Raw genomic sequence first — 16,707 nt, 5'->3', positions numbered from 1 at the left:
CCTCGCATGCGCCGTGTTCTCGCCCTTCTCCTGCTTGCCAGCATTCTCGCTCCCGCCCTGGCCGACGACCGCGCCGATACCCAGCGGCAGATCGAGCAGACCCGCCGGGAAATCCAGGAGATGCAGAAGGTCCTCAAGCAGGTGCAGGCCGAGAAGTCCGGCGTGCAGAAGCAGCTGCAGGGCACCGAGACCCAGATGGGCGAGCTGGAAAAGCAGGTCGACTCGCTGCAGAAGCAGCTGGAGAACGGCGAAAAAAAGCTGCAAGAGCTGGACGGGCGCAAGAAGAAGCTCGACCAGTCTCGCGCTGAGCAACAACAGCTGATCGCCGTGCAGGTGCGCGCCGCCTACCAGAGCGGCCGCCAGGAATACCTCAAGCTGCTGCTCAATCAGGAGCATCCGGAAAAGGTCAGCCGCACCCTCACCTACTACAACTACCTGAATCGCACCCGGCTGGATCAGCTCGCCACCTTCAACGACACCCTGCGCGAGTTGCGCGAGGTGGAACAGGGCATCCAGCGGGAACAGGGCGGCCTGGTCGCCCGTCGCGAAGACCTGGAGCAGCGTCAGGCGGAGCTGGCCGAGGTGCGCAAGGAGCGCCAGGCGGCGCTGGCCAAGATCAACGCGGACTACCGCGACAAGAGTCGCGAGATCGAGAACCGCGAGCAGGATCAGGCAGCGCTCAACAAGGTGCTCAAGACCATCGAGGAAACCCTCGCGCGCCAGGCCCGCGAAGCCGAGCAAGCCCGGCAGCGGCAACTGGCCGAGGCCCGCGCCGCCGAGGCACGGGAAGCGGCGCGGCGTCAGGCGCAAAGCGAGCCGAAAGCCCCGCGCCCCTCGAACGCCCCGGAGCTGGCGGTGTCTAGTGCAGCACCTGCCTATGGCGGCGCCTTCGCCAATGCCCGCGGCAAGCTGCCCTGGCCGGTCGATGGCCGTCTGGTGGCCCGATTCGGCAGTGCCCGCGGCGACGACCCCCGCGCGAAATGGGACGGTGTCCTGATCGCGGCGGGTGCCGGTACCCGGGTCAAGGCGGTGCACGACGGTCGGGTGGTCTTCGCCGACTGGCTAAGAGGCGCTGGCCAACTGGTTATCATCGATCATGGGAATGGCTATCTCAGCCTGTACGGACATAATCAGAGCCTGCTGAAATCTGCGGGTGACGTGGTCAAGGCCGGGGATGCCATCGCGACCGTCGGCGCCAGCGGCGGTCAGGAAGCCTCCGCCTTGTACTTCGCCATCCGCCAACAGGGCCGCCCGACGGACCCGGTCATCTGGTGCCGTGCTCAGGGATAGTGCGACACACCTCGGTTTAGGAGCTGCACATGCCGCATCGCTTTCGTCCCACCGTCCTGGTCCTCGCCCTGTTGTTCAGCGGCGTCGGAGTCGTCCAGGCGCAATCGTCGCAGAGCACGCCGGCTGCGGTGACGCCGGTCGCACCGGGCGCCGCGCCCGCGGCCCCGGCCAGTGCTCCGCTGCCGCTGGACGAGCTGCGCACCTTCGCCGAGGTGTTCGACCGCATCAAGGCCGCCTATGTGGAGCCGGTGTCGGACAAGGTCCTGCTGGAAAACGCCATCAAGGGCATGCTCAGCAACCTGGATCCGCATTCCGCCTACCTGGAACCTAAGGACTTCGCCGAACTGCAGGAAACCACCAGCGGTGAATTCGGCGGTCTGGGCCTGGAAGTCGGCCAGGAGAACGGCTTCATCAAGGTGGTCTCGCCCATCGACGACACCCCGGCGGCCAAGGCACGCCTGCAACCGGGCGACCTGATCGTCAAGATCGATGGCCAGCCGACCAAGGGCCAGGCCATCAACGAAGCCGTCGACAAGATGCGCGGCAAGCCGGGCAGCCCCATCGTGCTGACCATCGTCCGCGGTGGCGGCGTGCCGTTCGACGTCAAGCTGGCGCGGGCGGTGATCAAGGTCAACAGCGTCAAGAGCCAGCTGCTCGAATCCGGCTATGGCCTGCTGCGCATCTCGCAGTTCCAGGTCAACACTGGCGAAGAGACGGTCAAGGCCCTCGCCAAGCTGCGCCAGGAGAACAAGGGCAAGCTCAAGGGCCTGATCCTCGACCTGAGAAACAATCCGGGCGGAGTCCTGCAGTCGGCGGTCGAGGTGGCCGATGCCTTCATGACCCACGGCCTGATCGTCTACACCAAGGGCCGCCTGCCCAACTCCGAGCTGCGCTTCTCGGCCGATGCCGCCGATCCCAGCGAGAAGGTGCCCCTGGTGGTGCTGATCAATGGCGGTAGCGCCTCGGCCGCGGAGATCGTCGCCGGCGCCCTGCAGGATTTCAAGCGCGGCATCCTCATGGGCACCGACAGCTTCGGCAAGGGCTCGGTGCAGACGGTGCTGCCGCTCAACAACGACCGGGCGCTCAAGCTCACCACGGCGCTCTACTACACGCCGAGCGGTCGCTCCATCCAGGCCCAGGGCATCACCCCGGACATCGCCGTGGCGCCGGCCAAGGTCACCCCGCAGAGCGGCGCCGACGAATACTTCCGCGAAGCCGATCTGGCCGGTCACCTGGGCAATGGCAATGGCGGCGCCGATCGGCCCACCGGCAGCAAGGCGCCGAACCAGAGTCCGCGGCCGCAGGATGACGACTTCCAGCTCTCCCAGGCGCTGTCGCTGCTCAAGGGACTCAACGTCACCCATACCCCGTGAGGCCTGGACGCTGGCTACTGGCCGGGGCGCTCGCCCTGGCCAGCGCGCTCGCCCAGGCCGCGACCGCGCAGCTGACCATCGTCATCGACGACCTCGGGCAGCATCCGGCCCGGGACCGTCAAGTCCTGGCCCTGCCCGCGCCGGTGGTCCTGGCGATCATCCCCGAGACCCGCTACGCCGCCGAACTGGCCGCCGCGGCCCACCGCGCCGGGCGCACCGTGCTGCTGCACCTGCCGATGGACCCGGCTGGGGGTCCCTATGCCTGGCATCCGGAGATGTCCTCGGCCGAGCGCCTGCAACGCCTGGACCGAGCGCTGGACCGGGTACCGGAGGCGGATGGGGTGAACAATCACGAAGGCAGTCGCATGACCGCGGACCGACCGGCCATGGCCGAGTTAATGCAGGTCCTGCAGGAGCGCCACCTGCTGTTTCTCGACAGCCGCACCAGCGCGACGACCGTGGCCGCGGCGGAAGCCCAGAAGATCGGCCTGGCCAGCGTCTCGCGCGATGTCTTTCTCGACAACGACGCTACCCCGGCGGCGGTGGCGGCCCAGCTGGCCGAAGGCGTGCGCCTGGCCCAGCGCCAGGGCAGCGCGGTGCTGATCGGCCATCCGCACCCGGCGACCCTGGCGGTGCTGGCCCAGCAGCTGCCGCTGCTCAAGGCCCAGGGCGTGGAGGTCATCGACCTGCCACAGATGATCGCCCTGCGCGCCAATCAGGCCATGCCCGGGCACGGTCGCGCCGGTCGCTATCGCTAGCGACCGCAGGAAGGCCTCCAGGCGTCAGAGGTAGTTGTTGGTGATGCTGTCGACCAGGCCTTCGCGGCGCATGGCATCCAGCGCCTGCTGCAGGCGGGTCACCACCTCGTCGGGGGTGTCCTTGTTCAAGGCCAGGTAGAGGTCGGATTCCTGGAAGCTGAGCAGGGTCTGCAGGTTGCTCACGCCCTGCTGCTTGGCCAGGTAGCGGGCGACCACGTCGGTGGTGGCCCAGACGTCGATCTCGCCCTTCTGCAACTTGGCGATGTTCTCCTGATCACGCAACGCATCGATGGGGACGATGCCCTTTTCCTGAATCATCAGGCTCACGGCGGAATTCTTGTAGGCACCGACGCGCAGCCGGGCCGCCGTGGCCAGGTCTGGCACCTTGAGGGTGCTGCCGGCCAGCGCCATGAACACCTTGCGGGTCTTGCCCAGCGGCCCGACCCACTTGAACAGCGGCAGCCTGGACTCGGTGCGCGACACGGAGAACAGCGCGTAGTTGGGGCTTTCCAGGGTCAGGTTGTAGATGCGATCCCAGGGAAAGCGCAGCGAGAGGTTGTAGTCGATCCCGGCGCGCTTGAACATCTCGCGCACCAGATCGGCGCTGATGCCGTCGATGGCATCGTCACGCGCGAAGTTCTTGTCGTCCACCGCCATGTTGAAGGGCGGGAAGTTCTCGGTCAGCAGCACCACGCGATAGCCCGCGGGCAATTCCGCCCGGGCCGTTTCCAGGCCAAGGGTGCAACTCAACAGCACGGCGACGATGGCCAACCAGGACTTGCGCATAGCTCTCTCCTCAGGCGACCGTCCGCGCCGATCGCTCGGCCCGCCGGGCTCACAGATAACGATTGAAGATGGTCTGAACCGCGCCGCTCTGGCGCATCTCGTCGAGGGCCTTTTGCAGCTTCTGTACCACCTCGTCGGGGGTTTGCTTGTTCAGCGCCAGGAACAGCTCGCCGCTGTTGAAGCGCAGCAGCATCTTGAGTCCGGTCACGTCTTCCTGGCGGGCCAGGTAGCGCCCGGCGGGATCGCCGGTGGCCCAGACATCGATCTGCCCCTTGACCAGGCGCTGCACGTTTTCCTGATCGCGCAGGGCGAGATCCGGCTGGAAGCCCTGCTGGACGAGACTCTCCGCGATGGCGTCGCCCTTGTAGGCGCCGATCTTGAGCTGCTGCTTGCGGACGTCCTCCAGGCTGCGCAGTTGCAGATGGCTGTCGGCGCGACCGAGCAGGACCCAGTCGTCCGGGCCGATGGGACCGACCCACTTGAACAGGCCCTCGCGTTCCGGCAGCCGGGCGGTGACGAAGACGCCGTGGTCGGGCTGATCCAGGGCCATGCCGTAGATCCGCTCCCAGGGAAATCTCAGGGTGAGGTTGTAGGAGATGCCGGCCTGCTTGCACATCTCGCGGACCATGTCGACGGCGATGCCCTTGAGCTCGCCCTCGCGGGCGAAGTTCTTGCCATCCACGGAGAAGTTGTAGGGCGGGAAGTTTTCCGTCAGCAGCGTCAGCTGATAACCCGCCGGAAGTTCCGCACTGATCGCGGTGGATACCAGCAGCAAACCGGCCAAGCAGGCCCAGACTCCCTTGCGCACACCCCTCTCCCTGCCGGCACCGCCGGTGCTTAAGATTTTGTGGAGCGTATCACAATCCCTTTTTCGGCCAGGTACCGTTTAGCCTCGGGAATGGTGCATTCGCCGAAATGGAAGATGCTCGCGGCCAGCACCGCGGAGGCCTTGCCTTCGAGGATGCCGTCGGCCAGGTGCTGCAGATTGCCGACGCCGCCGGAGGCGATCACCGGGATGCCTACCGCCTCGCTGACGGCGCGGGTCACGCCCAGGTCGAAGCCGTTCTTCATGCCGTCCTGGTCCATGCTGGTGAGCAGGATCTCGCCGGCGCCCAGGCCTTCCATCTTCTGTGCCCAGGCCACGGCGTCGAGACCGGTGGGCTTGCGCCCACCATGGGTGAAGATCTCCCAGCGCGGGGTCTCGCCGGGGCCGCTGACGCGCTTGGCGTCGATCGCTACCACGATGCACTGGGCGCCGAAGCGCGCTGCCGCCTCACCGACGAATTCCGGGGTGAAGACCGCCGCGGTGTTGATCGACACCTTGTCGGCGCCGGCGTTGAGCAGGTTGCGGATGTCCTGCACGGTGCGCACGCCACCGCCCACGGTCAGCGGGATGAACACCTGGCTGGCCATGCGTTCCACGGTGTGCAGGGTGGTATCGCGGCCCTGGTGGCTGGCGGTGATGTCGAGAAAGGTGATCTCGTCGGCGCCCTGCTCGTTGTAGCGGCGGGCGATCTCCACCGGATCACCGGCATCGCGGATGTTCTCGAACTTGACGCCCTTGACCACTCGGCCATTGTCCACGTCCAGGCAGGGGATGATGCGTTTGGCCAGCGCCATGACTGAGTCCTCAGACCTTGAAGTTGTCGCACAGCGCCTGGGCCTCGGCGACGTCGAGGGTGCCCTCGTAGATCGCGCGGCCGGTGATGGCGCCGATGATGCCCGGGCTGCGGGCGTCGAGCAGCTTCTGGATGTCACCCAGATTGTGGATGCCACCGGAGGCGATCACCGGGATGCTGGTGGCTTCGGCCAGGGCGCGGGTGGCCGGCACGTTGCAGCCCTGCATCATGCCGTCGCGGGCGATGTCGGTGTAGACGATGGCGCTGACGCCGTCGGCTTCGAAACGGCGGGCCAGGTCGGTGACCTGCAGCTCACTGACCTCGGCCCAGCCGTCGGTGGCGACGAAGCCGTCCTTGGCGTCCAGGCCGACGATGACCTTGCCGGGGAAGGCGCGGCACGCCTCACCGACGAATTCCGGCTGCTTGACCGCCTTGGTGCCGATGATCACGTAGCTGACGCCGGCGCGTACATAGTGCTCGATGGTCTCCAGCGAGCGGATGCCGCCGCCGATCTGGATCGGCAGGCCGGGATAGCGCCTGGCGATGGCGGTGACGACCTCGCCATTGACCGGCTGGCCTTCGAAGGCGCCGTTGAGATCCACCAGGTGCAGCCGGCGGCAGCCGCCGTCGACCCACTGGGCGGCCATGGCCACGGGATCGTCGGAGAACACGGTGGAGTCTTCCATGCGCCCCTGGCGCAGGCGGACACAGGCACCGTCCTTGAGGTCGATGGCGGGGATGATCAGCATGGCAATACCTTGGCTCGGGGGTGAGGGCGATCTAGGGCTTTTCCAGCGCCCAGATGTCGCTTTCCAGGCTGTCGACATGTTCCCTGAGCAGGGCCTGCACGTCGGCAACCGCCTTGTTGTAGTACAGCGGCCCGCACTCGCGGGCGAAGAATTCCAGCAGCTCCTCGACTTCGAACCGCCCCAGGCGAACCTCGAAGCGATCGTCCAGCAGGGTCTGCAAGGCCGTGACCAAGCGCTGGCTCTGCTCGGTCTCGAGCGTCACCAGCGGCGCGGGCGGCTTGCGCGCCATTACCAGCGGCCATCCCAGGCGAGGAAGTTGGCATAGAGCTGCAGACCGCAGTCGGCGCTCTTCTCGGGGTGGAACTGGGTGGCGAAGCGCGAGCCGTCGGCCAGGGCCGCGGCGAAGTCCAGGCCGTAATGGCCGCGACCGACCACCTGGCGCGGATTGCCGGCCTCGACATAGAAGCTATGCACGAAATAGAAGCGGGCGCGATCGGGGATGCCGTGCCAGAGCGGATGGTCGAGCACATGGCTGACCTCGTTCCAGCCCATGTGCGGCACCTTGAGGGTCTCGCCCTCTTCCTGCATGCCGCCTGGGAAACGCCGCACGGCGCCGGGGAACAGGCCGATGCAGTCCACCCCGCCGTTCTCTTCGCTGCGTTGCATCAGTGCCTGCATGCCGACGCAGACGCCGAGGAAGGGACGATCCTGGCTGACTTCGCGGACCAGTTCATCGATGCCCTGGAGGCGGATCTCGGCCATGCAGTCGCGGATGGCGCCGACGCCGGGCAGCACGATGCGGTCCGCTTCGCGGATCACCGCGGGATCGCCGGTCACCAGCACCTGGTGGCTACCAGCGTGCTCCAGGGCCTTGGCCACGGAGTGCAGGTTGCCCATGCCATAGTCGATGACGGCTACCGTCTGCATCACAGGCACCCCTTGGTGGAAGGCATGACGCCAGCCATGCGCGGATCCTCGCTGAGGGCCATGCGCAGGGCGCGGCCAAAGGCCTTGAACACCGTCTCGATCTGGTGATGGCTGTTGACCCCACGCAGGTTGTCGACGTGCAGGGTCACCTGGGCGTGGTTGGTGAAGCCCTGGAAGAATTCGAGGAACAGGTCGACGTCCATGCGCCCCACGGTGGCGCGGGTGAAGGGCACGTTCCAGTGCAGGCCGGGCCGGCCGGAAAAGTCGATGACCACCCGCGACAGGGCTTCGTCCAGGGGCACATAGGCATGGCCGTAGCGCTGGATGCCCTTCTTGTCGCCGACGGCCTTGGCGAAGGCCTGGCCGAGGGTGATGCCGATGTCTTCCACCGTGTGGTGGTCGTCGATGTGCAGGTCGCCGCGGCAGTGGATATCGAGGTCGATCAGCCCATGACGGGCGATCTGGTCGAGCATGTGCTCGAGGAAGGGGACTCCGGTGTCGAAGCGCGCTGCGCCCGTGCCGTCCAGATCCAGGGATACCTTGACCTGGGTTTCCAGGGTATTGCGCTCGACGGTTGCCTTGCGTTCGGCCATAGCCTGCTCCGCGAAAATCGGTGGGCGAAAGGGCCGATATTATAGGGGCGCGGGGGCTGGATCGAAAGCGCGGCGGGACGAGGCGTCCCACCGCGAGGGGCGCCCGCGTGGGGACGCCCGGTTACCGTCCGGTTCGGCTGTGACTCAGCTGAACAGGGCGGCGGTCTTTTGCAGGGTGATCCAGATGCCCCAGGCCAGCGGGATGCCCACGGCCAGCCAGGCGGCGATGGCCAGCGGCTTGGTCTTGGGATCGGCGCTCCATTCCAGCACCTGGGCGCTGCCGGCGTTGCTGTCGTGGCCATTGGCGCGCTCGACGGCGAGTTCGGCCTCGGTCATGAAGTGCTTGTCGGCGACCGGACGCACCAGCAGGTTGCAGATGAAGCCCAGCACCAGCAGACCGGCCAGGATGTACAGGGTGATGTCGTACACCTGGGCGCGGGGGATGCCCATGCTCAGCTGGTACTCGCGCAGGTAGTTGACCAGCACCGGACCGAAGACCCCGGCGGCGGCCCAGGCGGTGAGCAGGCGACCGTGAATGGCGCCGACCATCTGGGTACCGAACAGGTCGGCGAGGTAGGCCGGCACGGTGGCGAAACCGCCGCCGTACATGGACAGGATCAGGCAGAACGCGAAGACGAACAAAGCCACGCTGCCCAGGTGACCGGTCCAGGGCACGATGGCATAGAGCACGAAGCCCAGGGTGAAGAAGACGAAGTAGGTCATCTTGCGGCCGATGTAATCGGAGAAGGATGCCCAGAAGAAGCGACCACCGATGTTGAACAGGCTCAGCAGACCGGTGAAGCCGGCGGCGATGGCGGCGATCTGCTTGAGCTGATCGGCGCTGAGTTCACCGTAGGCCAGGCCATTGCCCAGCAGACGGCCACCGAAGACTTCCTGCAGCAGCGGCGAGGCCATGCCGATGATGCCGATGCCGGCGGTCACGTTCAGGCAGAGCACGGCCCAGACCAGCCAGAACTGCGGGATGCCCCAGATCTTGCTCACATGGACGTGGCGATTGGTGATCATGTTGCTACCGGCCTTCTTGGTGGACGGCGTCCAGCCCGCGGGCTTCCAGCCGGTCGGCGGTACGCGGTAGCCCAGGGCGCCGCTCATCATGAACACGAAGTAGATCACCGCCATGACCAGGAAGGTCTGCCAGACACCGATTTCGGTGGCCGACGCGAAGTGGCGCATCAGGGCATCGGCCAGGGGCGCACCCACCATGGCGCCACCACCGAAGCCCATGATGGCCATGCCGGTAGCCATGCCGCGCTTGTCCGGGAACCACTTGATCAGGGTCGACACCGGCGAGATGTAGCCCAGGCCCAGACCGATACCGCCAATCACGCCCGAACCCAGCCACAGCATCCAGATCTGGTGGGTATAGATGCCCAGGGCGGAGATCAGCAGGCCACCGCACCAGCACAGGGCCGAGACGACCCCGGCCTTGCGCGGACCGGCGTGTTCCAGCCAGCCACCGAACAGGGCGGCCGAGCAGCCGAGGAAAATGAAGAACAGGGTGTAGATCCAGCCGAGCTGGGAAATCTTCCAGTCACAGGTGGCACTGAAGATCTGTTCGAAGAAGCCCATCTCGACCGGGCAGGCCACGGCGGCGGTGATGCCGATCGCCTTGGACAGCGGCAGCCAGAAGACCGAGAAGCCGTAGGCCATGCCGATGCACAGGTGGATGGCCAGGGCAGCGGGCGGCACCAGCCAGCGGTTGAAACCGGGCCGGGCGACGATGCGCTCCTTGGATAGGAAAGCCGGACGTGCCGAAGCGACACCGCCAGCAGTGAGAGTAGTGCTCATGGGTTCAGCCCTTTTCTAGTGTATAGCGTCCAGGCCGGTGGACATTCCCTGCACGCTTCCCCGTAAACGAGTCAAAGAAACGGCGTCGACCGACCAGAGGTGCGCGACATTAAAGCGCACCCTGCCCTCCTGCCACCCCTTCTCATTTACCAGGGTACGGGCGGTGCAAGACCTCCGACGAAACGGGCGAGTACCACCGCTGTCACAGGGCCGACACCGCGATGTCATCGGGGCCAGCCGAGCCCCTATACTGGCCAGTCGCGCCATCGCCCGCCGGAACAGGAATTTCCTCGTCATGAAAGCTTTCGCCAAAGTGCTGGGTATCGTTCTCGTCGGCCTGCTGCTCCTGCTGGTCGCCGTAGGCTTCGCCCTCACCCACCTGGTCGATCCCAACGACTACAAGGACGAGATCCGCCAGCTGGCGCGCGACAAGGCCAACGTCGACCTGCAACTCAAGGGTGACATCGGCTGGAGTCTGTTTCCCTGGCTGGGCGTCGAGCTGCACGACGCCACCCTGGCCAGCGCCGCCACCCCCGATCGCCCGCTGGCCCAGGTGCAGCGGCTGATCCTGTCGGTCCGCCTGCTGCCGCTGCTGCTGCGCCGCGACCTGGAGATGAGCGACATCAAGATCGACGGCCTGGACCTCACCGCCAGCCGCGATGACCAGGGCCGTACCAACTGGGCCGAGATCGGCCGACCCGCGCCCAAGGCGGACGCTGGCGCCTCGCCAGCCGACACCCCCGCCGACGCGTCCACGTCCGGCGAGCCGGCCTCGGGCCGCCAGCCACTCAAGCTCAACGTCGAGAGCCTGACCGTGCGCAATTCCCGCGTCGAATACAGCGACACCCGCAGCGGCGTGCGCTATGCCTTCGACGGCATCGACCTGGAGACCGGTGCCATCTACGCCGGCACCCCCATTCCCATCAAGCTGGCCGGTACCGCCAGCACCACCCAGCCGCCGGTCAACGCCACCGTGCTGCTCAATGGCGAATTCCGCTTCGATCCGGCCAGCCAGCAGTACGCCCTGGACAACCTCCAACTGACCGGCGACGCCAGCGGCGAGCCGTTCAACGGCAAGCTGGTCAACTATTCCGCCAGCGGCCAGCTGGCCGTCGACCGCCGCGCCCAGACCGCCGAGTGGACCAGCCTCAAGCTCACCGCCAACGACCTCAAGGCCCTGGGCGATCTCAAGCTGACCAGCCTGGAGAGCGATCCGCAGCTGGCCGGGCGTGTCTCCATCGCCCGCCTGGACCTGCGCGCCTTCCTCGACAGTATCGGCGTCGAATTGCCGGCCATGGCCGATGCCAAGACCCTGCAGCGCTTCGAGATGAATGCCCAGGTGCAGGCCAGCCGCAACGACCTGGCGCTGGACGACTTCAATTTCCAGCTGGACGACAGCATCCTCAAGGGCCGGGTCGCCGTGGCCGACATCGCCCGCCGCGCCTTGCGCGTCCAGCTCAGCGGCGATCGCCTGGATCTGGATCGCTATCTGCCGGCCAAGGCCGCCGCGGCGCGCCAGGCCAATGGCGCGCGCCAGGAAGAGGTCGCCCAGGTCGATGCCATCGCCACCCAGGGCAACTCGCCGCTGCCCGAGGCACCGACCCAGCACGCCTGGAGCCAGGAAACCCTGCTGCCGGTGGAGCGCCTGCGCAACCTGGACGCCGAGGTCGACCTCGGCCTGCAGCACCTGACCCTCAATCGCCTGCCCTTCGAAGGCGCCAGCCTCAAGGCCAGGGCCGCCGATGGCCAGCTGCAGCTGAGCGCGCTGGAAGGCGAGCTGTTCGGTGGTCGCTTCGAAGCCAACGGTGCCCTCGACGTGCGCGGCGCCCAGCCGCAACTGACCGCCCGCGAGCGCATCAAGGGCGTGCCGGTGGAGCGCATCCTCCAGGCCCAGGGCCAGAAGCCGCCGGTGGAAGGCCAGCTCGACCTGGACGCCGATCTGCGCAGCTCGGGTTCCAGCCAGCGCACCCTGATCGACAACCTGAACGGTACCGCGCGCGTCGCCCTGCGCAACGGCCAGCTGATCGACGCCAACGTCGAAAGCCAGTTGTGCCAGGGCATCGCCCTGCTCAATCGCAAGCCGCTGGAGCTGCCCCATGGCGGCCAGAACACGCCCTTCCGCCAGTTGAGCGGCAGCCTCAGCATCGTCAACGGCGTGGCCCGCAACCAGGACCTCAGCGTCAGCGTGCCCGGCCTTGCGGTGAAGGGCGCGGGCGACATCGACCTGCGTACCCTCGGCCTGGACTATCGCCTGGGCATCACCGTGCAGGGCGACACCAATGCCGCCGCCGATCCCGGCTGCCAGGTCGGCGAGCGCTACGCGGATATCGAGTGGCCCCTGCAGTGCCGCGGCCCCCTGGAACTAGGCGCCAAGGCCTGCCGCCTGGATCGCGAGGCCATGGGCCAGATCGTCGCCCGCGCCGCCGGCAGTCGTCTGAACGAAAAAATCGAAGAGAAGCTCGGTGATAAGATCAGCCCCGACATCCAGAACGCCATCCGAGGGCTGCTGCAACGTCGATGACTGATGACGACTTTGGTACCGCCGTGCTGGCCTGGTACGACCTGCACGGTCGCAAGGACCTGCCCTGGCAACAGGCTGTGACGCCCTATCGCGTCTGGGTCTCGGAGATCATGCTCCAGCAGACCCAGGTCGCCACCGTACTGGGCTATTTCGATCGCTTCATGCAGGCGCTGCCCACCGTCGAGGCGCTGGCCGCCGCTCCGGAAGACGAGGTGCTGCATCTCTGGACCGGCCTCGGCTACTACAGCCGCGCGCGCAACCTGCACAAGGCCGCCAGGACCGTGGTCGAGCGCCATGGCGGCGAATTCCCCGGCAGCGTCGAGGCCCTGGCCGAATTGCCCGGCATCGGTCGCTCCACCGCCGGCGCCATCGCCAGTCTGAGCATGGACATTCGCGCCCCGATCCTCGACGGCAACGTCAAACGCGTCCTGGCCCGCTATACCGCCACCGCCGGCTATCCCGGCGAACCCGCCGTGGCCCGCCGCCTGTGGGAAGCGGCCGACCGACTGATGCCCCGCGAGCGGGTCGGCCCCTACACCCAGGCGATGATGGACCTGGGCGCCACCCTCTGCACCCGCAGCAAGCCCAGCTGCCTGCTGTGCCCGGTCAAGCCGGGCTGCCGCGCCCACCTGCTGGGCCAGGAAACCGAATTCCCCACGCCCAAGCCGCGCAAGACCCTGCCGCAGCGGCAGACGCTGATGCCGCTGTTCGTCAACGACGCCAATGCCGTGCTCCTGCAGCGCCGCCCCTCGACCGGTCTCTGGGGCGGCCTCTGGGGGCCGCCGGAGGTGGCCGACACGGCCGAGCTCGAAGCCCTCGCCGAACGCCAGGGCCTGGTCATCGACGAACGCCAGGCGTTGCCCGGCCTGGTGCACACCTTCAGCCACTTCCAGCTGGCCATCGAACCCTGGCTGGTACAGGTGGACCACCGCCAGCACCGCGTGGCCGAGGGCGACTGGCTTTGGTATAACCTCGCCTCCCCGCCGCGCCTGGGCCTCGCCGCCCCGGTGCAGAAACTGCTCAAGCGCGCCGAGCAGGCGCTCAAAGGAGAACCCGCATGACCCGCACCGTGATGTGCCGCAAGCACAAGCAGGAGCTGCCCGCTCTCGATCGCCCGCCCTACCCCGGCGCCAAGGGCGAAGACATCTATCAGCACGTCTCCAGGCAGGCCTGGGAAGAGTGGCAGAAGCACCAGACCATGCTCATCAACGAGCGGCGGCTGAACATGATGAACGCCGAGGATCGCAAGTTCCTGCAGGCCGAAATGGACAAGTTCCTGTCCGGTGAAGACTACGCCCAGGCCGAGGGTTACGTGCCCCCCAGCGCTTGAGTTGACGGCTAAGCGCCCGAAAAATCTAATTTTTTTTGGGCTCACTGTTGACACAAGATCGAGAAACGCTTTTAATGCGCCCCGTTGCCCAGGTAGCTCAGTTGGTAGAGCAGGGGATTGAAAATCCCCGTGTCGGCGGTTCGATTCCGTCCCTGGGCACCAAGACAAGCTTCCGATCCTGCGGGATCTGGACATCAGAGAAACCGGCCTAGCGCCGGTTTTTTTGTGCCCGCGATATTTGCCCGCCTGTTTCCGGAGCCCCACCGCGCCACCACGCCCCTTCCCTGCCGTCCAGGATGCCCTTGCAACGACCAGCGCTGCCGGCGCCTGAGCCAGAGCACTCAGGCGCCGCCTTGCTCACGTCGGTGCCGAAGTCCCGTCCACCGCGCCAAGATGGATCGCCAGCCACACCGTGGCGACCGCGGGATCGGTGTAGGTCACCCAGTGCTTCGCATCAGCCGGGATGAACAGCGTATCGCCCGGCTCGAGCACCACCTCCCGCCCCTCCAGGGCGATCCGTGCAGCACCCTTCAGCAGCAGCAGCACCCATTCCTCATGGACCTGCTGCCAGGGTGCCTCTGCCGGCGTCGTCTGCCCTTGGGAGACGATCCGCTCGATACGGCAGCCAGGCCGCTCCAGCAGGGACGTGAAGACCTCCGGGCATCGGGCAGGTCGCGAAACAGATTGATCACGGCGTTCTCCCACAGGGCCTGGCGTCAGGACACCCAAGGCTTCCAGACTGAACCTGTCTGCAGGGGTGCGCAAATCGTGAAGAATGCCTGTCCATCCCGGAGTCGCTGTCACGACCGGAGGTCCGCTGCCAATTGCCGTCAAGAGTGCGATCCGCCCGACCTTTTCACGAGGTCGTCCCCCAGCGGTACGGGATTTCGACGATGATCGAGCGCAGGAGAGGCAGCCTGTTCAGGACGCCGCTCGACCTTGGCTGGCCATCAGGTTCAGCCAGACCTCGCATAAGGCGCACGGAGGCGCTCACCGCATGCCCACCCCCTCGATCCCCCTTGTCGCTGCTGCCCTGCCCGGCGCCCTCCCCCAGGAAGCCGTCGATCAGCCCGGTCCGCTCACCATCGAGCCCGCCGCACCCTTCTGGCTCAGACTCCTGAGTGGCGTCAGCCTATGGCTGAACCGGTTGTTTCTCGGCCTGGTCATGGCGCTGATCGGCTTTACCTTATGGCACTGGTGGCAGGGATGAAGCGGCGTCTGGATCAGCTGGAGTTGACCATCCTGATGTGCGGCATCGGCCTGTTGGCCATGGCGCTCATCGTCGCGGTGGGCATGCAGGGCCTGGACTGGGCCTGAGCCGGCGGGCGGCCTTACCGGACCTTTACCTGGCCTGACGTCCGCTGACCGCCAAAGGTGTTTCATGGTGACGCGGCCTATCGAGTGCCGCGAGGAGAGCACCATGGCATCGCGAGCGTCGTTGATTCTGCTGTTGACCGCCACCCTGACCGCCAGCGGCCTGGCTGCCGCCTACGAGGGTCCCGATCAGGGGCGACCCTGGGCGGGCCGCCCCGCGGTGGTCGCCGAGGGCGGCGAATTCCTGCCGGCAGGCGAATTTCGACGGCATCACCGGCATCACCCCTATTACCGTAGGGATCGCTATCCCTACAGCTATTACCAGCCCTACCCACAACCGGGCTATGGCGCCCCCCACTGGCGGCCGGTACCGCAGGGCTACTACCCCTACCAGCCGGCCTATGAACCCCGCCCCTATTACGGTCCGCCCCGCCATTGGTGAACTGCTTGGCATCACGGTGGCGAGATGATGGCCTTTTGCGATGGGCCACACAGGGAGATGTTTGCCAGAGGAGCAGAATGCCATCACCCATTAGGCTTTAGGGCGCTGCCAACATGTATGAGAGAGACGATGTAATCTGCATGGCCTGCCTTGCAACCATGGCTGCGGCCTTCACCGGCTTCATCATGGTAATGGCCCTGTTATAATCGCCAGATAGACGAAACCCCGCCGAGGCGGGGTTTCGAAGGCGGTATGGCACGGCCCTAGATAGGACGACTGCCATATTTGCTGTCGGGTTTCTTGGGCGGATCGGCGACTACGTTGGCGTCGATCTCCTGGACCCTGCCACCACGGGCCAGGAAGTCCTGCATGGCCTTTTCCAACGCGTCCCGCTCGCGTTGCTTGGCTTCCACCGAAGGCAGCTCCTCGGGTTCGACTTCACGCTTCTTCTTGGCCTTGCTCCCGGACGCGGGCGCTTCGCTTTCCCCGCTCTCTTCCTGCTCGGCGTCGTCGGTTGCAGCAGCGAAGTCTTCGTTATCGCCCTCTTCCTCCGCGCCTGTCTCCAGGTCGTCCTGCTCCAGATCTTCGTCGCTCATAAACCGCCTCCACACACTTTGGCAAAATCGGACCGCGCGTTTTGACGCGGCCTCCTAAAAAAAATTCCTGGCTATTCGCCTTGCAGCGTCGCGATCAGGCGCCGTGCGCCACCTTGGTCGCGATGCTCGCCCAGATAGATGCCCTGCCAGGTTCCCAAGGCCAGGCGCCCCGCCTGGACCGGTAGACTCAGGCTGCAGCCGAGCAGACTGCTCTTGAAATGCGCAGGCAGGTCGTCCGGCCCTTCGTAGTCGTGTTCGTAACCGGCCTGCCCCTGGGGCACCAGCTGATTGAAGAACCGCTCGAAGTCGCGACGCACCGCCCCATCGGCATTCTCATTGATGGTCAGCGAGGCCGAGGTGTGCTGCAGCCAGAGGTGCAGCACGCCGATTCGGCATTCGCCAAGCTCGGGCAGTTGCTCCAGCACCTCAGCGGTGACGAGATGGAAACCACGCGCCCGCGCGCGCAGGGAAAAGGTCCGCTGCAGCCACATGAACAACCCCCGCCGACTGACTGGGCGCGCATTCTAGCGCGACGCTCGGAAAAGCAAAGCGGTGATTGCACACCGCTGGCGTGCAGTCTAGACACAGCAGGATGGCGGT

General features: G+C 66.4%; 19 protein-coding genes and 1 tRNA gene. 9 read left to right on the top strand and 11 right to left on the bottom strand.

Annotated features, from left to right (window positions below; all coding sequences use genetic code 11):
- Positions 1-6: 6 nt before the first annotated feature.
- From RCF34_RS15165 to RCF34_RS15155, 3 genes are read left to right on the top strand one after another with little or no spacing between them, the layout of a single operon-like run.
- Entirely contained in the window at positions 7-1,290 is a 1,284-nt protein-coding gene (locus tag RCF34_RS15165) for a peptidoglycan DD-metalloendopeptidase family protein (RefSeq protein WP_308708887.1), read from the top strand.
- A gap of 29 nt (positions 1,291-1,319) precedes the next feature.
- Complete coding sequence (locus tag RCF34_RS15160; RefSeq protein ID WP_308708886.1) at positions 1,320-2,663, top strand: S41 family peptidase; 1,344 nt, start codon at positions 1,320-1,322, stop codon at positions 2,661-2,663.
- Positions 2,660-3,421: a divergent polysaccharide deacetylase family protein gene (locus RCF34_RS15155; RefSeq protein ID WP_308708885.1), complete on the top strand. Its 762-nt coding sequence runs from the start codon at positions 2,660-2,662 to the stop codon at positions 3,419-3,421. The genes RCF34_RS15160 and RCF34_RS15155 overlap by 4 nt, the downstream gene beginning before the upstream one ends.
- Before the next feature lie 24 nt (positions 3,422-3,445).
- Here RCF34_RS15155 and RCF34_RS15150 read toward each other — a convergent pair whose 3' ends face one another.
- The 8 genes from RCF34_RS15150 to RCF34_RS15115 all read right to left on the bottom strand — a co-directional run bounded on the left by RCF34_RS15150 (position 3,446) and on the right by RCF34_RS15115 (position 9,904).
- Positions 3,446-4,207 carry a transporter substrate-binding domain-containing protein gene (locus RCF34_RS15150; RefSeq protein ID WP_308708884.1) on the bottom strand — a complete coding sequence of 254 codons (762 nt, stop codon included), beginning with the start codon at positions 4,205-4,207 and terminating at the stop codon, positions 3,446-3,448.
- 49 nt (positions 4,208-4,256) lie between these two features.
- Positions 4,257-5,015, bottom strand: coding sequence for an ABC transporter substrate-binding protein (locus RCF34_RS15145; RefSeq protein WP_308708883.1), 759 nt, complete (start codon positions 5,013-5,015; stop codon positions 4,257-4,259).
- A 29-nt stretch (positions 5,016-5,044) separates the two neighbouring features.
- A complete protein-coding gene (hisF, locus tag RCF34_RS15140; protein ID WP_183632603.1) occupies positions 5,045-5,827 on the bottom strand; it encodes an imidazole glycerol phosphate synthase subunit HisF in 783 nt (260 codons plus the stop codon).
- Positions 5,828-5,837: 10 nt separating this feature from the next.
- Positions 5,838-6,575 carry a 1-(5-phosphoribosyl)-5-[(5-phosphoribosylamino)methylideneamino]imidazole-4-carboxamide isomerase gene (hisA, locus tag RCF34_RS15135; RefSeq protein ID WP_308708882.1) on the bottom strand — a complete coding sequence of 246 codons (738 nt, stop codon included), beginning with the start codon at positions 6,573-6,575 and terminating at the stop codon, positions 5,838-5,840.
- 31 nt (positions 6,576-6,606) lie between these two features.
- Complete coding sequence (locus RCF34_RS15130; protein WP_308708881.1) at positions 6,607-6,864, bottom strand: DUF2164 domain-containing protein; 258 nt, start codon at positions 6,862-6,864, stop codon at positions 6,607-6,609.
- Positions 6,864-7,502 (bottom strand): imidazole glycerol phosphate synthase subunit HisH, encoded by a 639-nt coding sequence (gene hisH, locus RCF34_RS15125; protein WP_308708880.1) that lies wholly within the window; start codon positions 7,500-7,502, stop codon positions 6,864-6,866. The genes RCF34_RS15130 and hisH overlap by 1 nt, the downstream gene beginning before the upstream one ends.
- Complete coding sequence (gene hisB / locus RCF34_RS15120; RefSeq protein WP_058768514.1) at positions 7,502-8,095, bottom strand: imidazoleglycerol-phosphate dehydratase HisB; 594 nt, start codon at positions 8,093-8,095, stop codon at positions 7,502-7,504. The genes hisH and hisB overlap by 1 nt, the downstream gene beginning before the upstream one ends.
- A gap of 144 nt (positions 8,096-8,239) precedes the next feature.
- Positions 8,240-9,904, bottom strand: coding sequence for an OFA family MFS transporter (locus tag RCF34_RS15115; RefSeq protein WP_308708879.1), 1,665 nt, complete (start codon positions 9,902-9,904; stop codon positions 8,240-8,242).
- 295 nt (positions 9,905-10,199) lie between these two features.
- Here RCF34_RS15115 and RCF34_RS15110 point away from each other — a divergent pair, with 295 nt between their 5' ends.
- From RCF34_RS15110 to RCF34_RS15095, 4 genes are all read left to right on the top strand, one after another.
- A complete protein-coding gene (locus tag RCF34_RS15110; RefSeq protein ID WP_308708878.1) occupies positions 10,200-12,425 on the top strand; it encodes an AsmA family protein in 2,226 nt (741 codons plus the stop codon).
- Complete coding sequence (gene mutY, locus RCF34_RS15105) at positions 12,422-13,486, top strand: A/G-specific adenine glycosylase (protein ID WP_308708877.1); 1,065 nt, start codon at positions 12,422-12,424, stop codon at positions 13,484-13,486. Before RCF34_RS15110 ends, mutY begins: the two co-directional genes overlap by 4 nt.
- A complete protein-coding gene (locus RCF34_RS15100; protein WP_273805732.1) occupies positions 13,483-13,755 on the top strand; it encodes an oxidative damage protection protein in 273 nt (90 codons plus the stop codon). The genes mutY and RCF34_RS15100 overlap by 4 nt, the downstream gene beginning before the upstream one ends.
- 86 nt (positions 13,756-13,841) lie before the next feature.
- A tRNA-Phe gene (locus RCF34_RS15095) sits at positions 13,842-13,917 on the top strand.
- 195 nt (positions 13,918-14,112) lie between these two features.
- Here RCF34_RS15095 and RCF34_RS15090 read toward each other — a convergent pair.
- Entirely contained in the window at positions 14,113-14,301 is a 189-nt protein-coding gene (locus RCF34_RS15090) for a cupin domain-containing protein (protein WP_308708876.1), read from the bottom strand.
- Between the two features lie 451 nt (positions 14,302-14,752).
- On the opposite strand from RCF34_RS15090, the gene RCF34_RS15085 reads away from it, so the two are divergent.
- Both RCF34_RS15085 and RCF34_RS15080 read left to right on the top strand, forming a co-directional pair.
- On the top strand, positions 14,753-14,965 hold the full coding sequence (locus RCF34_RS15085; RefSeq protein WP_308708875.1) for a hypothetical protein: 213 nt from the start codon (positions 14,753-14,755) through the stop codon (positions 14,963-14,965).
- A 210-nt stretch (positions 14,966-15,175) separates the two neighbouring features.
- On the top strand, positions 15,176-15,511 hold the full coding sequence (locus tag RCF34_RS15080; RefSeq protein WP_308708874.1) for a hypothetical protein: 336 nt from the start codon (positions 15,176-15,178) through the stop codon (positions 15,509-15,511).
- A 263-nt stretch (positions 15,512-15,774) separates the two neighbouring features.
- On the opposite strand, the gene sutA is transcribed toward RCF34_RS15080, so the two are convergent.
- Together sutA and RCF34_RS15070 are read right to left on the bottom strand one after the other, a co-directional pair.
- Positions 15,775-16,107 (bottom strand): transcriptional regulator SutA, encoded by a 333-nt coding sequence (gene sutA / locus RCF34_RS15075; RefSeq protein WP_308708873.1) that lies wholly within the window; start codon positions 16,105-16,107, stop codon positions 15,775-15,777.
- A 71-nt stretch (positions 16,108-16,178) separates the two neighbouring features.
- On the bottom strand, positions 16,179-16,598 hold the full coding sequence (locus RCF34_RS15070; RefSeq protein ID WP_308708872.1) for a secondary thiamine-phosphate synthase enzyme YjbQ: 420 nt from the start codon (positions 16,596-16,598) through the stop codon (positions 16,179-16,181).
- Positions 16,599-16,707: the final 109 nt, after the last annotated feature.

Origin of the sequence: Pseudomonas sp. 102515 (assembly GCF_031085165.1) — a bacterium.
Lineage (GTDB): Bacteria > Pseudomonadota > Gammaproteobacteria > Pseudomonadales > Pseudomonadaceae > Chryseomonas.
Note: the sequence above shows the minus strand (reverse complement) of the source record. Positions and strands in the feature narration are given on the sequence as shown.

Excerpts from the sequence above, each read along its gene's own strand:
- RCF34_RS15165 (WP_308708887.1), top strand. The coding sequence starts at position 7 with ATGCGCCGTGTTCTCGCCCTTCTCCTGCTTGCCAGCATTCTCGCTCCC.
- RCF34_RS15160 (WP_308708886.1), top strand. The coding sequence starts at position 1,320 with ATGCCGCATCGCTTTCGTCCCACCGTCCTGGTCCTCGCCCTGTTGTTC.
- RCF34_RS15150 (WP_308708884.1), bottom strand. The coding sequence starts at position 4,207 with ATGCGCAAGTCCTGGTTGGCCATCGTCGCCGTGCTGTTGAGTTGCACC.
- hisF (WP_183632603.1), bottom strand. The coding sequence starts at position 5,827 with ATGGCGCTGGCCAAACGCATCATCCCCTGCCTGGACGTGGACAATGGC.
- hisA (WP_308708882.1), bottom strand. The coding sequence starts at position 6,575 with ATGCTGATCATCCCCGCCATCGACCTCAAGGACGGTGCCTGTGTCCGC.
- RCF34_RS15130 (WP_308708881.1), bottom strand. The coding sequence starts at position 6,864 with ATGGCGCGCAAGCCGCCCGCGCCGCTGGTGACGCTCGAGACCGAGCAG.
- hisH (WP_308708880.1), bottom strand. The coding sequence starts at position 7,502 with ATGCAGACGGTAGCCGTCATCGACTATGGCATGGGCAACCTGCACTCC.
- hisB (WP_058768514.1), bottom strand. The coding sequence starts at position 8,095 with ATGGCCGAACGCAAGGCAACCGTCGAGCGCAATACCCTGGAAACCCAG.
- RCF34_RS15115 (WP_308708879.1), bottom strand. The coding sequence starts at position 9,904 with ATGAGCACTACTCTCACTGCTGGCGGTGTCGCTTCGGCACGTCCGGCT.
- RCF34_RS15110 (WP_308708878.1), top strand. The coding sequence starts at position 10,200 with ATGAAAGCTTTCGCCAAAGTGCTGGGTATCGTTCTCGTCGGCCTGCTG.
- mutY (WP_308708877.1), top strand. The coding sequence starts at position 12,422 with ATGACTGATGACGACTTTGGTACCGCCGTGCTGGCCTGGTACGACCTG.
- RCF34_RS15100 (WP_273805732.1), top strand. The coding sequence starts at position 13,483 with ATGACCCGCACCGTGATGTGCCGCAAGCACAAGCAGGAGCTGCCCGCT.
- RCF34_RS15085 (WP_308708875.1), top strand. The coding sequence starts at position 14,753 with ATGCCCACCCCCTCGATCCCCCTTGTCGCTGCTGCCCTGCCCGGCGCC.
- RCF34_RS15080 (WP_308708874.1), top strand. The coding sequence starts at position 15,176 with ATGGCATCGCGAGCGTCGTTGATTCTGCTGTTGACCGCCACCCTGACC.
- sutA (WP_308708873.1), bottom strand. The coding sequence starts at position 16,107 with ATGAGCGACGAAGATCTGGAGCAGGACGACCTGGAGACAGGCGCGGAG.
- RCF34_RS15070 (WP_308708872.1), bottom strand. The coding sequence starts at position 16,598 with ATGTGGCTGCAGCGGACCTTTTCCCTGCGCGCGCGGGCGCGTGGTTTC.